Origin of the sequence: Citrifermentans bremense R1 (assembly GCF_000426865.1) — a bacterium.
Lineage (GTDB): Bacteria > Desulfobacterota > Desulfuromonadia > Geobacterales > Geobacteraceae > Geomonas > Geomonas bremensis.
Genome location: NZ_AUGE01000013.1, coordinates 71,206 through 86,226, shown reverse-complemented (window position 1 = coordinate 86,226; position 15,021 = coordinate 71,206). Strand labels below are relative to the sequence as shown.

17 protein-coding genes are annotated in these 15,021 nt (G+C 56.7%); 5 read left to right on the top strand and 12 right to left on the bottom strand.

All coding sequences use genetic code 11. The annotated features are described in order from the left end of the window. Positions 1-39: 39 nt before the first annotated feature. Positions 40-777: a glycosyltransferase family 2 protein gene (locus tag K419_RS0110020; RefSeq protein ID WP_026841469.1), complete on the bottom strand. Its 738-nt coding sequence runs from the start codon at positions 775-777 to the stop codon at positions 40-42. A 208-nt stretch (positions 778-985) separates the two neighbouring features. Between K419_RS0110020 and K419_RS0110015 the strand changes: the two genes are divergently transcribed. The 4 genes from K419_RS0110015 (at position 986) to K419_RS0110000 (ending at position 4,107) form a co-directional block, all read left to right on the top strand. Continuing rightward, positions 986-1,384: a hypothetical protein gene (locus K419_RS0110015; RefSeq protein WP_026841468.1), complete on the top strand. Its 399-nt coding sequence runs from the start codon at positions 986-988 to the stop codon at positions 1,382-1,384. Between the two features lie 62 nt (positions 1,385-1,446). Then, positions 1,447-1,848, top strand: coding sequence for a hypothetical protein (locus tag K419_RS21890; protein ID WP_051292957.1), 402 nt, complete (start codon positions 1,447-1,449; stop codon positions 1,846-1,848). 399 nt (positions 1,849-2,247) lie between these two features. Next, complete coding sequence (locus K419_RS0110005; protein WP_198013105.1) at positions 2,248-2,985, top strand: cytochrome c3 family protein; 738 nt, start codon at positions 2,248-2,250, stop codon at positions 2,983-2,985. A 45-nt stretch (positions 2,986-3,030) separates the two neighbouring features. Next, positions 3,031-4,107: a tetratricopeptide repeat protein gene (locus K419_RS0110000; protein WP_026841466.1), complete on the top strand. Its 1,077-nt coding sequence runs from the start codon at positions 3,031-3,033 to the stop codon at positions 4,105-4,107. A 59-nt stretch (positions 4,108-4,166) separates the two neighbouring features. Here the strand turns inward: K419_RS0110000 and K419_RS0109995 are convergent, their stop codons facing one another. The 9 genes from K419_RS0109995 to K419_RS0109955 form a co-directional block, all read right to left on the bottom strand. After that, positions 4,167-6,011, bottom strand: a complete 1,845-nt coding sequence (locus tag K419_RS0109995; RefSeq protein WP_026841465.1) for a tetratricopeptide repeat protein — start codon at positions 6,009-6,011, stop codon at positions 4,167-4,169. A gap of 237 nt (positions 6,012-6,248) precedes the next feature. After that, positions 6,249-7,211: a CxxxxCH/CxxCH domain-containing protein gene (locus K419_RS0109990; RefSeq protein WP_026841464.1), complete on the bottom strand. Its 963-nt coding sequence runs from the start codon at positions 7,209-7,211 to the stop codon at positions 6,249-6,251. Positions 7,212-7,331: 120 nt separating this feature from the next. Further along, the gene (locus K419_RS24110; protein WP_226377673.1) at positions 7,332-7,697 is read right to left on the bottom strand and encodes a hypothetical protein; all 366 of its coding nucleotides are present in this window, start codon (positions 7,695-7,697) and stop codon (positions 7,332-7,334) included. A 1,138-nt stretch (positions 7,698-8,835) separates the two neighbouring features. Then, a complete protein-coding gene (locus K419_RS0109980; RefSeq protein WP_026841462.1) occupies positions 8,836-9,132 on the bottom strand; it encodes a hypothetical protein in 297 nt (98 codons plus the stop codon). 419 nt (positions 9,133-9,551) lie between these two features. Next, positions 9,552-10,181: a hypothetical protein gene (locus K419_RS0109975; RefSeq protein WP_026841461.1), complete on the bottom strand. Its 630-nt coding sequence runs from the start codon at positions 10,179-10,181 to the stop codon at positions 9,552-9,554. Between the two features lie 184 nt (positions 10,182-10,365). After that, the gene (locus tag K419_RS0109970; RefSeq protein WP_026841460.1) at positions 10,366-10,839 is read right to left on the bottom strand and encodes a DUF2318 domain-containing protein; all 474 of its coding nucleotides are present in this window, start codon (positions 10,837-10,839) and stop codon (positions 10,366-10,368) included. A gap of 85 nt (positions 10,840-10,924) precedes the next feature. Then, entirely contained in the window at positions 10,925-11,341 is a 417-nt protein-coding gene (locus K419_RS0109965; protein ID WP_026841459.1) for a heavy-metal-associated domain-containing protein, read from the bottom strand. A gap of 198 nt (positions 11,342-11,539) precedes the next feature. Further along, the gene (locus K419_RS0109960) at positions 11,540-12,649 is read right to left on the bottom strand and encodes a two-component system sensor histidine kinase NtrB (protein WP_035497118.1); all 1,110 of its coding nucleotides are present in this window, start codon (positions 12,647-12,649) and stop codon (positions 11,540-11,542) included. Then, on the bottom strand, positions 12,646-12,840 hold the full coding sequence (locus tag K419_RS0109955) for a ferredoxin (protein ID WP_026841457.1): 195 nt from the start codon (positions 12,838-12,840) through the stop codon (positions 12,646-12,648). Before K419_RS0109955 ends, K419_RS0109960 begins: the two co-directional genes overlap by 4 nt. Positions 12,841-13,092: 252 nt before the next feature. On the opposite strand from K419_RS0109955, the gene K419_RS0109950 reads away from it, so the two are divergent. After that, on the top strand, positions 13,093-13,638 hold the full coding sequence (locus K419_RS0109950; protein ID WP_026841456.1) for a YXWGXW repeat-containing protein: 546 nt from the start codon (positions 13,093-13,095) through the stop codon (positions 13,636-13,638). A 17-nt stretch (positions 13,639-13,655) separates the two neighbouring features. Here K419_RS0109950 and arsS read toward each other — a convergent pair whose 3' ends face one another. Together arsS and K419_RS0109940 are read right to left on the bottom strand one after the other, a co-directional pair. Beyond that, positions 13,656-14,615, bottom strand: coding sequence for an arsenosugar biosynthesis radical SAM (seleno)protein ArsS (arsS, locus tag K419_RS0109945; protein ID WP_026841455.1), 960 nt, complete (start codon positions 14,613-14,615; stop codon positions 13,656-13,658). Positions 14,616-14,624: 9 nt separating this feature from the next. Next, the gene (locus tag K419_RS0109940) at positions 14,625-14,957 is read right to left on the bottom strand and encodes an arsenosugar biosynthesis-associated peroxidase-like protein (RefSeq protein ID WP_026841454.1); all 333 of its coding nucleotides are present in this window, start codon (positions 14,955-14,957) and stop codon (positions 14,625-14,627) included. Positions 14,958-15,021 lie beyond the last annotated feature (64 nt).

Genomic DNA, 15,021 nt, shown 5'->3' with positions numbered 1-15,021 from the left:
CAGCGGCCGGTTGGCACATCGTTGTCCTTTCCGTCCGCGTTACGGGAAAATCCCGCTTTTCACGAGCCCAATTTTCTGAAGCCGAAACTGGAGCGAGGTCTTCAGAACGCCGAGGCCGTAAGTCACGCTGCGGCGGAAATTGATTGAGGACGCATCCTCGAAATACTTGGTGGGACAGGTCAGTTCACCGATACGGTAGCCGTACCAGATGATCTGTGCCAGCATCTGGTTGTCGAAAACGAAGTCGTCGGAGTTTTGGTCAAGCGGCAATTGCGCGAGGATGTCCTTGGAGAAGGCACGATAGCCGGTGTGGTACTCGGAGAGCTTGTGCCCCAGCATCAAGTTTTCAAAAAGGGTGAGAAAACGGTTGGCGACGTACTTGTACAGCGGCATGCCCCCCTTCAGCGCTCCGATCCCTAGAATGCGGGAGGCCAGGACCGCGTCGAACTCGTCATAGGCTATGAGTGAGGCCATGGCGGGGATGAGCTTGGGGGTGTACTGGTAATCGGGATGGACCATGATGACGATGTCGGCGCCGAGCCCGAGGGCCGCGCGGTAACAGCTCTTCTGGTTCCCACCGTACCCCTTGTTGTCGGTGTGGACTATGGTGTGGATACCGAGACGCTTGGCTATGTCCGAGGTCCGGTCGCGGCTTGCATCATCGACGAGCACCACTTCGTCCACGATCTCGAAGGGGATCTCGTTGTAGGTCATCTCGAGGGTTTTTTCGGCGTTGTACGCCGGCATCACAACTACAATTTTTTTTCCATTTAACATATCAGGTCCTCGTCAGCATTGGTGTGACCAGCCGTGGCAAACTGCGGGCGATGATAGCAAGAACAACCATTGAATGCATAGTAAAAAGATCGACATGCCCCCTCCCCCGCTCCGAGTCGCGCCGGGGCTCCACAATATCGTTGAAATAGCCGCGCGCCAAGGCTATAGTACCTCGACACTTTATCCTTATGCCACCGAGGGGTTTGCAATGACCACTTTGACGCGAAACCTGTTCTTCTTTCTCATCACCTGCTTCCTGTTGGGCCCGTTCACCGCCTGGGCAGCGGAGCCCCACAAAGAGATTCCGCCCATCGTAGACATGCTTCAGGGGGGAAGCGCCAAACCCAGCTCCGACAAGAAGTACATCGTCAACGACAAAGGAGAGATCATCGCGAAAGAAACTGCGAACAGTTACAAGAAGGAGAGTGCCTCCGAGACGGCGGTGACGCTCGCTTCCGAGCCGGGAAAGGAAGGCGTACCGGCCGCACCCAAGGTGGTTTTCTGTAATAAGAAATGCGGCCTGATTCAAAAGCGCTGCTACACGGACAGCGACGGCAACATCGTCTGCATCAACAACTGCGAGAAAGAGCTGATGATCTGCGATTGACGTATCCCCCTCCAGTGCCCGACCGGTTTTTGGGCGATCAAACATAACAGAAGGAGAAATGGATGAATGCTTACGTGAAAATTCTGGTTGCGGTCCTTGCCCTTTCACTCCCAGCCGTCGGCCAATGCGCCGACAAAGGCGCAGCAAACGACAAAGCTGCCGCAGGCAAGGTATATCGCGTCAGTGATGTATTCAAGAACAAGGCGCAGTTGAACAAGCAGTCCGTCACCGTGAAAGGTAAGATCGTCAAGATCTCCGCCGGTATCATGGGCAAAACCTGGATTCACCTGCAAGACGGCAGCGGCAACGCAGCCGCCAAGGACAACGACCTGACCGTGACCACAACGCAGGACGCGCCGTCGACGGGTAAGACCGTTACCGTCACCGGTACCGTGGCGAAGGACAAGGACTTCGGCAGCGGGTACTTCTACCCCGTCATCCTCGAAAACGCCACCATCAAGTAACACCCATCACCGCTGCCCCCAGCCCCCTGCCCCGCAGGGGGCTTTTTAATGTCGCAAACGCGATAAGCAAAAGTAGGCTTCGTATCACTTCCGCGCTCGATTTCGGATGAACTTCAGCAAGTAATTTATGGCCTGGCACCAATATGATCGGCTCACCTGGTTTCTCTATACAGTTGCGATCTCCAGCGGTCCGGATGCGCCATGCCGATGTCATGGAGCGGCGACTGCGAGTTAGCGCGCGAAGGCGGCAGGCCCGGCAGGGTTATGCATGAGCTAACCATCGGACAAAGCTAACGATGTTCTTGACAAAGAAAGTTTCGTTGGTTATAGATTTAAGCCATTCTTTTCGCCATGCGGCATGTTATCGGGAACCCTGTTATGTCTTTTATGCGGATTTCAATGCTGGTTATTGCTGCGGTAATGCTCTGGGCTGCCGCGCAAGCCTCCGATGTGTTCGATATCGTGTTCAAGCCGCGCTACGGCGGCGAAATCGTCTTCAGCCACGACATTCACACCAGCAACCCCAAGATCGCAGACAACTGTCCGACCTGCCACGAGAAAATCTACAAGACCAAGAGCAAGAAACCAGTCACTATGGCGCAGATGGAGAAGGGAAAGTCCTGCGGCGCCTGCCATGGACGGATCGCCTTTCCTCTCTCAGCCTGCGGACGGTGTCACGGTATCAGAACCATTACCTTCGCCGTGCCCTACGTGGGTAATGTCAACTTCCTCCATAAGCCGCACACCGACAAGTTCCCGTGCGGCGAATGCCACAACAAACTGTTTTTCCCGGGCAGAAACCCCCATGCCACAATGGCCGAGATGGAAAAGGGAAAGTCATGCGGTGCATGCCACCGCGGCAAAAAGGCCTTCGCTCTCAGGGAGTGCTCCCGGTGCCATTTGGCGGGAAACCTACTCATGAAGTGTGTAAACGCCGGCCCCGTGACCTTCAGCCACGGCTATCACACCAAGCTCTACCGCTGTACCGATTGCCATCAAAAGATCTTCCCTCTCGACTACAGCACTCCGAGGGTGAGCATGCATGAGATGGAAAGTGGGAAGTCATGCGGAGCATGTCACGACGACTACACGGCATTCACCATCAGGGAAAACTGCGTCAGATGTCATGACATGTGAGCCGTCGGCGGAGCTTGACCGAAGCCCTTGTAACCGGAGATACCCTTGAAATACCGCAACGCAGCTCCAGCCCTTATCATCCTGACGGCCCTATCGGCAGTAGGCGCCGCCGCACAGGACAAGGCCTGTTCATCCCTGGAGGGGATGGGGTTGGCAGATCTGCGCAAATCAAAGATAGTCGACGAAGCCCATCCGGCCGGCACACCCCAAAACGACCGTTTCTTCTCAGAGCTGGCCGGGGACGGAAACGCCGCCGTCACCAACAACACCGGTGTCGACCGCGCCACAGGCAACAACATAGAGAGAAACGTTGCCGAAGCGTTGAACTGCTTCTCCATTTCGGCACGGCAATCCCAACTGGAGGCTGCGTACAACCTGGGGGTCATGTACGCATCCGGTCTGGGCGGAAAACGTGATTACGCACAGGCAGTGCCATGGTTCAAGGAGGCGGCCGATCAAGGCGACTCCCAATCCCAGTACTTCCTGGGAAACATGTATCGTGAAGGGTGCGGCGCACCACGAAACATCGCCGAGGCACTGAAATGGTACCGGCTCGCGGCGGAGAAATGGCACATTGGGGCACAGGAAGGAATCGCGCAGATCTACCTCGCCGAAAATGGTCCTCCGGACTCCGGGCAAGCAACGAAGTGGCACGCTCTTGCCGGCTTGCCCCCTGCCGAGGCGGCCTACCAAGTGGCGCTACACTGCGGCAAAGGTCCCGGGAACGCGTGCCGCCCGATCGATATCGCCGTGTGGCTGCGCATTGCAGCGAACAGCGGTAACATTGCGGCGGCTTACGATCTAGCGCAACTATACGAGCAACATGCCGCGAAGTTCGCCACAGGCTCCGAGGCGGTGAAATGGTACCTCGTCGCGGCCATGCACGGCCATGCGAACTCCCAGTTGCATGTAGGCCTTTGGTACAACAGTCAGGGGCCCTCCCGCGACATGGTGCAGGCCTGGGTGTGGCTGGATTTCGCGGCCCGGCAGGGCGTGGAAAAGGCTGCCGAAGTAAGGGATGCCTTGGCAAGGGAAATGACGCGTAGGGAGTTTTACGCGGCACAAAGGCTTAGAAGGGACATGGAGCAGGTTGCGGGGATCCTTCCCCGCGAGTCGCGCTAATAAAAGTTCCGTTAGGTCAGTAACCTAAGTACTTTCCTTTGCAATTGGCGTGGCCTCAACTAGTTCACTTTCTTAAACGAGGTCACCAGTCGCTGGAAACCTGGAGATGAGCGTATAGGATCAAGGTCCTTGTCTGTCTTTATGATATTTTGATTGGCAAACCCACTGGCAATAGCATAGTTGAGATAGCGGACAGCTTCTTCTGAGTTATTCAACTGTGCCTCCACGCACGCTAGATTATAAGCTATATCGGTATCGCTGGGAGTTAGCGACAATGCAAGCTTAAGATACCGTGTCGCAGCATCTAGCTCCCTAGTTCTTAAAGATATAATCCCAAGGTGTTTCAACGCTTGGACTGAGTTTGGCTGCAAGACAAGCGTCCTTTCAAGGTTTTTCTTTGATTCCCCCAGTTCGTCTGTTAAGTAATAGTTTACCCCTAGATCGAGGAATCCTTGCGCGAAGTCTGGATAGTACAGTGTAAGTTGGAGAAGATAGGGCCGTCCTTGAGCAGGAAGGTTCTTTAACCTGTACAATGAAGCTAAGTGGAGCAAGGTGTCAGCATGGTGTGGAGCTATTTCCAGCACCTTCAGGTATAGTGGCAGTGCGGCATCCAAGTCGCCAATGTTCTGATGTGCCTGAGCCTCGCCGTACAGTGCTACAGGGTGGTTTGGAGCCTTTTTCACTGTATCTGACCACAGGGTAAGGTCATTTTGCCAAATTGCAGTTCTCGAGGTTGTAAACAAGAGCAGCATGGTAGTAATGGCTAGTGCGATGGAAGCCGCGGTTTTATTGGGCAATTTGTACATTATTAAATTGCCTAACAGCGGCGCTGCGCCTAACATTGGAAAGTATAAATACCTGTCATTCATCAAAGTAGCGAGTGGGACGATCTGGGACACGGGCAGGAGCCCGACAAAGAAAACAGCGTACCAGAAAAAATATTGGCGGGAGCGGATATAAAGTAAGACGCCTAAAACTATAAGAAGCCCGCAAAGGACTCCGCCTAGCAGTACCGCTGCATCTAATCGGACTCTTATTGCTGGATCGTAGATGGCACTCAAGTTGGTCGGCCAAAACAACAGCTTCAGGTATCTTGGCAGCACGGTGAGCATTGTGAGGCCGGTGGCTAAGGGGGAGCCTCCGTGGTACGCTGTTCTTCCCCCTCCCGCACCAGGAACATCGCCATGCGCCTGAAACTCAATTGTAATAATTGCCATCGCCGCAGCAGCAACAAGAAAAGGAACCTTGCCGAGTAGAAGTTGGCGCCACGACACCCGTTTAATCATACAGACATCATACAGGATGAAAATACAAGGGACCACAACAGCCACAGACTTGCTAAGTAGCGCTAAAGTAAAAAAAACAAAACTAGCCACATAAAATTTTTGTCTTCCACCTGAGCCTGTCTTTATGTGAATAACATAACTGATAAAGGACAGCAGCGAGAAAAACATTGCTAGCAGGTTCTTCCGTTCGGAGATCCAGGCAACAGATTCTACCTGTACCGGATGCAGTAAAAAAATCATGACTGAGAATAGGGTCGCCGGCCTAGACCAGTCAAGAATTGAAAGTAGACGGTATAGGAGAATTCCATTCAATGTGTGTAGGATGATATTGCTCAGCAGGAATCCTTTTGGATCAGCTCCCCATATTGTATAATCCAGCATGTAAGATATTATGTGTACAGGAGCAAAGTTGCCAGCATAATTGGTGGCGAATGCCTTTATAAGGTGATCGAGTGAAAGACCTTTTGCGGCATCGTTCAACGTTATGTACATTGCGTCGTCCCAGAAGATCTGGAAACTATGACTTAAAATACTGCAATAGGCTCCCATAGTCACAATAACAATGACCACAACCGGTACTAAATTAATAAACAGAGCACTAGATAGTCTTTTGTTCATTTCAATCTCTAGCAAAAAATGAGGTGTTTACGTGCCGGCCCCAGTTCACGGAGCATCCCCAGCAGCGGAGCTTCCTCCGTACACATGGGCCGCTTGCCAATAGCACATTTCATAATTTTTCAGTACAACCTAAAAGACACCAGCAAGCAACTTTCTGGATTAGTAGGTTAACAACCTAAGAAGGGCAGCCCGGAAAAGGCTGCCCTTCTTTATTTCAAGACGGGACGGCGTGAGTTTCTAATGACAGCCGAAGCACCACGATTTGAAGGTTGCCTGCACCTGGACCGAACCGTTCGCATGGAGGCTGGGGTTGGTGATGGTGTCACCGATACCGTTGCCCGGACTGGACGCGTCCGGGTGGCAGAACTGGCACTGGTTAGCCTCTCCTGTTGGCCCTTGGTTGGCATGGTTGCCGCTGTGCCAGACATTGCTCCCATTGGAGCCATTACGAGGAGGATCGTCGTGGCAGGCTGTGCAACCGGCGGGACCGATCGAGTACCAGGAGGGCGTGGCTCGCGGCACCCCGCCGCCGTAGGTCAAGGTGCGGAGAACCATAGCATCCATAGCCCAGTCATAGGTGTAGTAGCTGAAGGTACCGGATATGTTGTGGCATGCCACGTTGAGGCAGGTCTTAGCGCTGGCGTCAAAAGTTGGAGCAGGCTTGCCCGCCGCATAGGCAGGCCCATTTTTATCGAAGACAAGCCGGCCGCCGACCTTGTGGCACACAGAGCAGTCAAATGTGTAATGACCAGCTACTGCCATGCCTGGCGCGCCGTGGGCACCGGTTGGGGTACATGAAGGATCCCCGTCCGCACAGACTTCATCCTGCGTCATCAGGGCAGCAGTCTTAGACAGGGTAGTGCCTTTCTTCACGTAATAGCTTTCGACGGTGCTGTCATGCGGCACCCACATCCTGCCGTCGTAGATGAACTCCTTCCCGATGGTGGTATCGAAATAGGTCATGCCGAACACAGCAACCGGGGGGGGGGCAGAAAGTCTCTGCCGCGCTTGCACTGGAAGCTTACTGACATCCACGGTGGAGGCCGCAGATATCGTCTGTTTACCTTCAGATGCGCCGGTTTGGGGCGCCTCCTGGGTAACAGTGGAGACATCGCCGCAGCCGGACACCAGTGACAGCACCAACGCAAATGCATACCGGCTAAAATCCAGGCTCTTTAGGTTTACACATCTCCCAGACATGAGTCCTCCTTTTGCAGAGAATTCTGCAGGATACGGCTGCCACGTCGAGGGATCGCCCCTCATTGCACTCCAAGCAGGTCCTACTACAGATCCACGGCAGTTGTTGTGATCAAAGCAATCTCAATGGCAGCCGTAGCAGGCAGATGTGAAGACTGCAGACACATTGGCCGTCCCGTTTGCGTGCAAAGCCTTGTTGGTAATGGTATCACCGATGCCGTTTCCGGGGCTGGAAGCATCAGGGTGGCAGAACTGGCATTGGTTGCGCTCACCGGTCGGCCCCTGGCCGCCATGGTTACCGCTATGCCAGACGTTGCTTCCGGTGGAACCGTTGCGGGGCGGATCGTCGTGGCAGGCGGTGCATCCGGCAGCCCCGGTGGAGAACCACGACGCCGTGGGGCGGGGGGTCGAACTGCCGTAGGTAACCGTTGTCAGGACCGTGGTGTCGAGCCCCCAGTCGTAGATATAGTAACTGTATGAGCCGCTCACGACGTGACATGCCACATTGGAGCAGGTCTGAGTGGTAGTGTTGTAGGTTGGAGCCGCGAGCCCAGACGCATATGCCGGACCAGTTTTTAAAAAGGATACACGCCCGCCAACCTTGTGGCAGACCACGCACCCATAGGCGTAATGTCCAGCAGGAGTCGAGCCGGGACCTCCGTGGGCACCGGAAGGGGTGGCGGCAGGGTCTCCATCGGTGTAAACGTCAGACTGGACCATGGATGCCGCCGTTTTCGCACCAGTCTTTGCAGCGCTTTCCGCCTTGCGCGCGGCATAGAAACTATCCACGGTATTGTCGTGTGGAACCCAGGAATTGCCATCAAAGATGTATTCCTTGCCTGTGTTGGCATCGATGTAGATCATCCCGAAAACAGCTACGGCGGGAGGAGCGGAAAGCTTTTGTTTTCCTCGGGCGGGGAGGGCGCTCACTTCAGCGCTTGTGGCCACCCTGGTGGTCACTTTGCCTAACGTGGTTGCAGATTGACCGTCAGCCGGTCCGGCAGACGATGTAGTATCCTGGTTGCATCCAGCGACCACTAGCACAGGCAAAGCAAAAGTGCCAAAAACAAGCCCCAAGTGAAGACGCCTGACGGACATGATGTCACTCCTTTGCATATCATCGATATTTGTTCATTTTTAGGCGAACAGTTTCACCCTGTCGGGATACTTGAAACAGGAGTTCCACTATACCACTACGTCACTTACTAACTGTAACGTTGATGCACCCAAGATAAAAAAATCTAGTCAGCCTATACCATAGCCGCACTTAGGTGTCAAAAAACATTTGGAATTTTATAAATTAATTTTAAAACATTAACAATAAAATATCTTAACAGAGTGCAACCATTTACTGAGTTTGTTATTAGGGTTTTTAATGATGAGAGCTTACTGAATCCGTAGTGTCCCGATGAGGTAAAGGGACGGTTCCGTAGGGAAGATGTTGAAGTCTGGATGCAGGCAGGGCAGGAACTGCGTTGGGATACTGATCGGGTAGGAGGCGGGATTCCCCCCCGCCATCTTCCCATTCCGGTGCAGCCACCGGTCGAGTCCCTCAAACGGCCTCTTTAACCGCCCCTCGAACGCGGAGCGGCATATAGATGACCCGATAACCGAAGAAGCCTTCCTTTCATTTATCGCTAGCCACTAAGGCTAACTGGTTCGTCTCCAACAGTTCCAACTTTTTTGCACGGCGTAAAAAGCCCACCGACTCTTCTTTATTTTGTGCTACCCCCCACCCCATTCCGTACATAAGACTAAGGTAAAAGTTGGCTTTCGCGCTATCACACTTTTTGAATTCTGCGGCTGCCTCGGCATAGCGTTGCTGACGGAAGGCGTTCAAGGCAGTATCGAAATCAGCCACAACCGGTTGAATAGAAGTCAATACAAGAAACATCGCTAGGAAGAGCCTGCACAGTCCTTTCATGGTTACCTCCAACTCGAATTTCACTTGGTGTGGCATGCTCTGAAGTTCAGCAACGGGCGTGCCAAGACAAGCCTCAGCATAACCGCCTGATTTACCGTCGGTGGCGTGCCAAGCCCCGTGAGTGGCAGTACATCAATAATTGAACACTTGGCCGAACATTCAACGGAAAGCACCGGTTTAACGAAGTAAAAATTCGAACAGGAGGGGTGAGCAGAACTAGAACAGCCGAAGTGAAATCACTCCCCCGGCCATTAGGAAAGGGCGAGGAAGGTGCCCTTAAGTCAGAAGGAGAAGATGGAGAACATACACGCAAGGTGAAGGTACTCCCCCCGACTGGATACGGAAAGAGATCTTCCACCGTTCTGGCGGAAACATGGCGAGGGGTGTGGATGGACGTGCGAGGCGAGGAGGGCTGTGCGTTATCCCTCCGGGTAGTCGGAAAGCGCCAGGAAGGTTTCCTTCAGTTCAAAGGAGAATATGGAGAACATCCTCTCGGCGAGGCGAGTGGTGAGAAGGGGGGGGAACAGCGGAACGGCCAGCCGGTAGATCAGGTCCAGCATGCCGTCGTGGGGGTTTTCCTCTAGGAACAGCGCGCCGTACTGCAGGACTGGCGCGAACAAAAGCGCCTCTTCCATGACCGCGTCGTCCTCACTGAAGTAAGGGAGGATCATTTCCAGTGAAAAGCAAAGGCCGGATCCGCCTGCATCCTCTGAGATGCTGAGCAGCAGTTCGTCCTGCGGCGAACCGAACTCCAGCGATTCGGGGGAAACGTTGCCGGCGGGAAGCACCAGTACCTTGCCGTGGATGGGATCGATCCCGTAGGGCGCACCCCTTCCGGCCAAGAAACGCTCCAGTGTCTGGTATCCCTTGGTCTGCAGTCTCCCCATACCGCGGTAGAAAGCGGGCCGGAACAGGTCACGGTTGGCGATCAGTTCCTCCAGCGGCACGAATTCCTGCTCGGCAGCGGAAGGCCTGCCGCTCCGGATCTCCTGGTTGTTCACTACGAGCTTGAGGTGAGACCTCTTGCGTTCGTCTTTGTCCTTGGTCATCGATTCTCCCCTGATGCTGCTCGCCTATGTTTAATACACCGCTGGAAGGACGGGTGTCAAGAAATGCCTCGAACTGGTGCCGACGGCGCAAAGGAGGGGAAAGGGTGGCGGGTGGGGAGGCAATTGCTCCCCCCGACCGGCGGTGGCCGCAGCGGGGGGGGCAATTGCCCAGCATGTGGAAGGCTTAGAAGAAGCGCCCCCCGGCCTTGAGGTCGTCAACCGTGATGCTGACGTTGGCCGCGTCGATCTTCGCCGGGAGGTGGGATGGGTTGCAACCGCCGCTGCTGGCCGCGCCGATGCGTGCGGACGCGAACTTCATGCCGCAGTTCTTGCAGACCATCTTGTCCCCCAGTTGCTCATACCCTTTTTTCTCGCGATAGCAGACGTCGCAGGCGTCAAAGGCTGTGTGGAGTATTCCGTCGCTCCCCTTCACTACGAAGAAGTTGATCTCCTTCCCTCCTTCTACGATCTTGAAAAAATGCGCCTTGCCGTCGCTTACCTTGGACACTGGGATGGTTACGCTGCCGTTTACCGGCTTCACCTTGTCGTATTTCCCCATTCCGGGGAGGTTGAAGGCGAAGGCAACCGTGGCCGCCATGAGCAGCAACAGGGTTACGAGCAAGAGGGACTTGAGGCCTTTTCTGCATTTACAAACCATGAATTACTCCTTTTCGCCCCGTCGAGCCGGGGCTTTTGGGCTGAAGCACTCTAGCAAGGCTCTACCAAAGGTAGCTACCGGCGGATCACTGCGCGCTGCCGCAACCGCGCCGGCCACAGCAGCCTCCAGAGGCCTGCCCCCCCAGGTCCCGCCCCACAATCGACTTGAACTGTTGAGGGGTAAGCACCTGTGCGACCTCGGATTTGAACCCCGCTGCGGCGACGGTCCGTGCCAAACTGTCGGGCGCCACCTGCTTGGAATCATAACCGGCAAGGACCACCCCGCCGGCCAAATCGACCTCGGTGGCGGCCACTCCGCGCTGGGACTGCAGCGCCTTGGTTATCTTGCTGACGCAACTGCTGCAGGTCATCCCGGAGGTGCGCAGCACCACCACCTGGTCGGCAGTTGCGCCAACCCGCACGTAAAAGGCCGAGACCACGAGGATGACCACCACGGCAACAACCAGCGAGCAGTTGACGGCAGTGAACTTTATGTTTTTCATGCGATTGCTCCATTGCCCGGGCACCCGAGAGGGTGCGTGACCACAGTGAACGGTCAAGGCAAGTACAAGGAGCGTGCCACCCCTAGGTGCGGTGACAACTACAAGGTATCATTGGCGGCGGTAGCGGGAGCGCCGGCAGCTGACGGCGCAGTCTGTAGAATATCCGGCAACTGCCGTAGAATTTTCCACAGCCGCCACTCAGGTTTCCGCCGGCAGCCTAGCCCGAAAGCAGGCCCCCTCGCCCGGCGTGCTCTCCACTTCCAGCGTCCCGCCATGTCCTTCCAGTATCTTTTTGGTGATGGAGAGCCCGAGGCCTGTGCCGCTTCCCTTGGTGGTGAAGAAGGGTTCGAAGATCTTCCCGATAGCCTCGGGGGCGATGCCGGGGCCGTTGTCGCTGAAGCGGATCTCAATGCTGCGGCTTTGGCGGTCGTAGCTCGTCGTCACCAGGACCCGCCCCCCCGGAGCGGAAGCCTGGATCCCGTTGAGGATGACGTTCATGAAAGCTTGGCGCAGCTTTTCCGGATCGGCGGAAAGCGTCGGGACCTCCCCCGGGGTAAACCGCAGTTCCACCTCCTCGCCTCGGGCCTGGGCGGAGAGGAGCGTGACCATGTTGGCAAGCTCGTAGTTGATGTCGCACTCTTTCTTGATCGCCGGCTCGGGGCGCGCCATGCGCAGGAAATCCTCCACCACGTGGTTCAGGCGGTCAGATTCCTTCACCAGTATCCCCAGGAACTCGTCGCGGTTGGCGGCCGCCCCATCCTCCCTGAGGATCTCGGCGGTACCGCGTATCGAGGCCAGCGGGTTGCGTATCTCGTGGGCCAGGATGGCGGAAAGCTCACCAAGAGCCGACAGGCGCTCCGCCCGGCGCAACTGCTCCTCAATCCTGATGATGAGTTCGGACTGGGTCCTCAACTGCCGGTAGGAATCTTCCAGCCCCTTCGCCGTCTCCTCAAGCTGCTCCCTGCGGGCCCGTTCCTGCTGCGAGAGCATCCCGGTGATCCCCCCAACCACGTTGTAGAGGATCACCTCGAGGTACTTCTCCATTTCCATGGCGATGTGCCCCCCCCACTGGAACAGGATGTGCGGGGCGTAACAGAAGGTGACCAGCAGGGCGCAGCCGATGCCGCCGCGAAAGCCGAACCAGTAGGCGGCGAGGATGATGGGGATGTAGTAGAGGCGCTGGAAGATATCGTGCAGCATGGCAAGCCGCAGCGGGGTGAGGTAATGCAAAAGGCTGATGCCTATGACGCAGGCAACGAGCGCCGTACCCCGGGCAAGGTCGGTTCTCTTGATGGTGTTCCCCGTCATTCCAGCCACACGATGCAGGAGACCGGGCAGAGCTCCACGGCCTGGGACTGGATGGTCTCGGTGTCGGCTCCTTCCGGGTCGTAGCACTCAGACTTGCCGTGCGAGTCGAAGCGGAATACCTGCGGCAGGTTGCCGATGCAGATACCGCAGCTTATGCATTGATCCTTGTCCACCCATGGTTTGCCTGCCACCGTGTCCCCCTTCAACCCCTTGTTACTGCAGGATCTTCCGCCTGAATGCAGGAAGCAGACACTATATATCAGAAGCCAGCCATCTTCCCAATGAAAAATCGCGCTTGACTTTTAACCCCGGCCCAAGAGAATCAATTAGTGCTTTTTAACTTATCGTGAAAAATGGTTCGCCGGATTTAGTTGGAAGCAGAGAGGAGCGTCAACCTCGGATGTCTCACATCCTGAGGAGGTTTCGTAAGAGCGGGGGTGCCTATGAACAGACACGGAAGCGCGGCAACAGTCGCCGCCTTGCTGGTTCTCTCCAGCAGCGGCCCGTCCCGGGGGGCCTTCTATACCTACTACCCTTACCAGATGTACGAGGAATACCACAGGCGCTACACCGAGCCCCGCCAGCCGGAGCCGCAGGCAAACGGCCGCAGGGATGCAAATGGGGTAAAGCAGCCGCAGCCGGTGAAGCCGGCGGTAAAGCCCGCGCCGGAATTCCTGTTTCCTGAGCGGCTGGGGGTCGGGGTCGCGGTGGGGGTGCCGCAGGACCTGTTCTACCTCCCCCAGGGGTACTACCTGTGGCGCCAAGGGAGCTGGTACCGCTCCAGCTCCTACGACGGCCCCTGGGGAATGGTCCGGAAGGGGGAGGTTCCCGCGCAGCTGGTGAAATACGACTTGGCCACGATGAGGGAACTCAGGAACCAGGAGTACCGGCGCTACTGGGAAGAGCGGGAAAAGTACCGGGGAAAACGGTTCCGGCCGGCCAGGAAGCCGTCGCTATTATCCAAGGAGCCGGGGAAGCGGCCTAACTAGGCCACGATACTCCCCCCTCAGGTGAAGCCGGCGCCTACGGTGCAGGCGAAACAGTGGTCGGCGGTCGGAATCGTAGTCCCCGGCGCCGGCAGCTCGGCGAGCGTCGAGATATGGGTCTCCTCCCCCCCGTACCACACCCCCTGCGCCAGATGGAAATCGCAATCATAAAGCCTGCCGCGCCAGTCAACGGAGAGCTGGTAGCGGCACATGAGCCCGGCGACGCTGCACGGGTTGAAACCGTCGGTCAGCTGCGCCAGGTATCCGTCGAGGTTCCCCGAACGCTCAAGAAAAGAGCGGAAGCGCCCCAGCGGCACGTTGGCGAAGGTGTACAGGGAGTTGAAGCTGATGCCGTGCCTGCGGGAGAGATCGCTTCTGAACTTCTGCTCGGCCTGCTGCTGGGGGGGAGGAAGAAAGGCCCCGGAAGGGTTCGAGACCAGGTCGAGCCTAAGAGGGCTCTCCGGCATCCCGTAGCCCAGCGAGTTCAGCCTCTTCAGGGCCTCGACGCTCCGCCCCCATACCCCCTCACCGCGCTGCGCCTCGGTCTGCGCGGCATTGCTGGCCGGCAGGGAAGCCACCAATCCCACCCCCAGTTCGCGGTAGAGCTCGCACAAGGCTGATCCCTCTCCGCTGTTCAGCGCCACCAGGTTGGTCCGGACCATGAGCCGGTTGGTAAGCGGGGCGAGCGAGCGGACCAGGCGGTCGAGGTCCGGGACCAGCTCAGGAGCTCCGCCGGTCAGGTCAATGCTTTGGAACCGGAAGCGGCGGGCGCAGTCGATCACCGCGTCCATGGTGTCTCGGTCCATCATCTCGACCCGCTGCGGCCCCGCCTCCAGATGGCAGTGGCGGCAGCTCAGGTCGCAGGCAAGCCCCACGTTCACCTGCAGCACGCGGGTCTCCTCCCGGGTCAACTGCAGGCCGTGCCTCGCCAGCGCCTCGCCAAAGCTTCCTCCTCCCAACGGATTTGCAGCCATCGGCATCCCTCTCCTCTACAGCGAGAGCTTCTCGGCGATCTTGCGCATCTGCACCGCATGCACCAGGGATGCTCCCCCCCTGATGGCGGTCGCCACATGGACGGCCTCGGTCATCTCGCCCAGATGGGACCCCTTTTCCAGGCAGGCTCGGGTGTAGGCGTCAATACAGTAAGGGCACTGGACGGTGTGGGCCACGGCGAGCGCTATCAACGCCTTCTCCCGTTCGGTCAGCTCCCCCTCGGCGAAGACCTCGTTGTAGTAGGCGAAGAACTTCCCGGCCAGTTCCGGCGCGTCCTTTCCTATTTCGGCGAAATTCCCGAGATCCTTGGGGGCGTAATAGGTTTCCATGCTCTCTCCTTTTTCTTTCGCGTCGCTTGTCGACACCGGGCGTCCGGCGGCGCGAGCCGCGAAA

Excerpts from the sequence above, each read along its gene's own strand:
- K419_RS0109975 (WP_026841461.1), bottom strand. The coding sequence starts at position 10,181 with ATGACCAAGGACAAAGACGAACGCAAGAGGTCTCACCTCAAGCTCGTA.
- K419_RS0109995 (WP_026841465.1), bottom strand. The coding sequence starts at position 6,011 with ATGAACAAAAGACTATCTAGTGCTCTGTTTATTAATTTAGTACCGGTT.
- K419_RS0110015 (WP_026841468.1), top strand. The coding sequence starts at position 986 with ATGACCACTTTGACGCGAAACCTGTTCTTCTTTCTCATCACCTGCTTC.
- K419_RS0109960 (WP_035497118.1), bottom strand. The coding sequence starts at position 12,649 with ATGACGGGGAACACCATCAAGAGAACCGACCTTGCCCGGGGTACGGCG.
- K419_RS21890 (WP_051292957.1), top strand. The coding sequence starts at position 1,447 with ATGAATGCTTACGTGAAAATTCTGGTTGCGGTCCTTGCCCTTTCACTC.
- K419_RS0109980 (WP_026841462.1), bottom strand. The coding sequence starts at position 9,132 with ATGAAAGGACTGTGCAGGCTCTTCCTAGCGATGTTTCTTGTATTGACT.
- arsS (WP_026841455.1), bottom strand. The coding sequence starts at position 14,615 with ATGCCGATGGCTGCAAATCCGTTGGGAGGAGGAAGCTTTGGCGAGGCG.
- K419_RS0109965 (WP_026841459.1), bottom strand. The coding sequence starts at position 11,341 with ATGAAAAACATAAAGTTCACTGCCGTCAACTGCTCGCTGGTTGTTGCC.
- K419_RS0109940 (WP_026841454.1), bottom strand. The coding sequence starts at position 14,957 with ATGGAAACCTATTACGCCCCCAAGGATCTCGGGAATTTCGCCGAAATA.
- K419_RS0110005 (WP_198013105.1), top strand. The coding sequence starts at position 2,248 with ATGCTGGTTATTGCTGCGGTAATGCTCTGGGCTGCCGCGCAAGCCTCC.
- K419_RS0109970 (WP_026841460.1), bottom strand. The coding sequence starts at position 10,839 with ATGGTTTGTAAATGCAGAAAAGGCCTCAAGTCCCTCTTGCTCGTAACC.
- K419_RS0109950 (WP_026841456.1), top strand. The coding sequence starts at position 13,093 with ATGAACAGACACGGAAGCGCGGCAACAGTCGCCGCCTTGCTGGTTCTC.
- K419_RS0110020 (WP_026841469.1), bottom strand. The coding sequence starts at position 777 with ATGTTAAATGGAAAAAAAATTGTAGTTGTGATGCCGGCGTACAACGCC.
- K419_RS0109990 (WP_026841464.1), bottom strand. The coding sequence starts at position 7,211 with ATGTCTGGGAGATGTGTAAACCTAAAGAGCCTGGATTTTAGCCGGTAT.